Origin of the sequence: Caulobacter sp., from assembly GCF_017744445.1 — a bacterium.
Lineage (GTDB): Bacteria > Pseudomonadota > Alphaproteobacteria > Caulobacterales > Caulobacteraceae > Caulobacter.
Genome location: NZ_JAGIBH010000038.1, coordinates 1 through 1388, shown reverse-complemented (window position 1 = coordinate 1388; position 1388 = coordinate 1). Strand labels below are relative to the sequence as shown.

The window sequence follows — 1388 nt, the reverse complement described above, 5'->3', positions numbered from 1 at the left end:
GCCACCATCAGCCAGGCAAGGATCAGGAATACGCGGGTCTGGTTCATCGGGCAGGCAGGCTCAGCCGGCTCAAGCGTCCGGCGTGGAAGAGGAAGTCGGGAACCGACTGGGCGAATGGGGCGAAGTGGCCGCCGGCATTGTGCCGTCGGCGGCCGGACCGGGCAATGCGCCGGCGCGGCGCAACAGTTTCAGGTAGACATCGATGATCTGAGCGTTGCCGGCCCGGCCCGCTGCGGGGCGGGCGACCACCACGTAATCGCCGCCAGCCAGTTGCGGGCGCAGGCGACGGGTAGTTTCGCGGAGGACGCGTTTGATCCGGTTGCGGCCGACCGCATGCGGATCGACCTTACGCGATACGGCCAGGCCCAGCCGCGGCGGGTTGGATGCGGGCACCCAGTGCAGGCCGAGCAGGGGATCGCCGAGTCGGCGGCCCTGCTCGAACACGACGGTATATTCGGCACGCAAACGAACCCGCGCGCTGCGAGGGAATCGCGCGCGCGGGTCGGGAGTCATCGGGTATTGCTGATCACAGCGGCCGGCGTCTGCACGGGGCAGTCCTGCCGGCGGCAGGAGCCGGACGGTGATCAGGCGGTCAGGCGCTTGCGGCCCTTGGCACGACGACGCGCCAGGACCTTGCGGCCATCGGCGGTCTTCATGCGGGCACGGAAACCGTGGTCGCGCTTGCGCTTGAGGTTGCTGGGCTGGTAGGTGCGCTTGGTGGCCATGGTGGCGCTCGGCTGTGTTCGGATCGAAAGAACCGGAAATTCTACTGGTCCGGGTATGGGCGGGTCAAGCCGACCCTGGCGGCAGCCCGGGAGCCGCGCCGCCATCACTGTGGATGGCCTGTGAATAAGTCTTGGGAAACCGGGACCCCGGTGATAGGCTGACCAGTCCGTTTCCGACCCTCCGCGGTCGCACGCGACGCTCCGGCGGCGCGGCGATCGCCCCAAGAGCTTTGTCTTTACTGATGGATGCCTGGCCCCGTTGTCTGGAACGCCTCGAAGCCGAATTTCCGGCCGAGGACGTCCATACCTGGCTCAAACCCCTTCAGGCCGAGGAGCGCGCCGACAGCGTCGTGCTGTACGCGCCCAACGCCTTCATCGTCGAGCAGGTCCGCGACCGCTACCTGCCGCGGATCCGCGAGCTGGCCCAGCATTTCGCCGGGCACCTGAACGTGGCCCTGGAAATCGGCTCGCGGCCGCGCGCCGCCGAACCGGCCCGGCCGACGGTCGTTCCCGCGGCAGCCCCGGCGCTGGGCGCGGCCCGCCCGGCCGTGCCGGTCGAGCCGTTCAACGGCAACCTCGACCCGCATTACACCTTCGAGAACTTCGTCGAGGGTCGCAGCAACCAGCTCGGCCGCGCCGCCGGAGCGTCGCGTGCGACCGCGG

3 protein-coding genes are annotated in these 1388 nt (G+C 69.3%); 1 reads left to right on the top strand and 2 read right to left on the bottom strand.

Annotated features, from left to right (window positions below):
- Positions 1-69: 69 nt before the first annotated feature.
- Positions 70-513 carry a ribonuclease P protein component gene (gene rnpA / locus J7528_RS23365; RefSeq protein WP_291879644.1) on the bottom strand — a complete coding sequence of 148 codons (444 nt, stop codon included), beginning with the start codon at positions 511-513 and terminating at the stop codon, positions 70-72.
- Between the two features lie 71 nt (positions 514-584).
- Positions 585-725 (bottom strand): 50S ribosomal protein L34, encoded by a 141-nt coding sequence (rpmH, locus tag J7528_RS23360; RefSeq protein WP_041043460.1) that lies wholly within the window; start codon positions 723-725, stop codon positions 585-587.
- Between the two features lie 242 nt (positions 726-967).
- Here rpmH and J7528_RS23355 point away from each other — a divergent pair.
- Positions 968-1388, top strand: a 421-nt coding sequence (locus J7528_RS23355; RefSeq protein WP_291879633.1) for a DnaA N-terminal domain-containing protein, incomplete at its 3' end; no start/stop codon positions are given.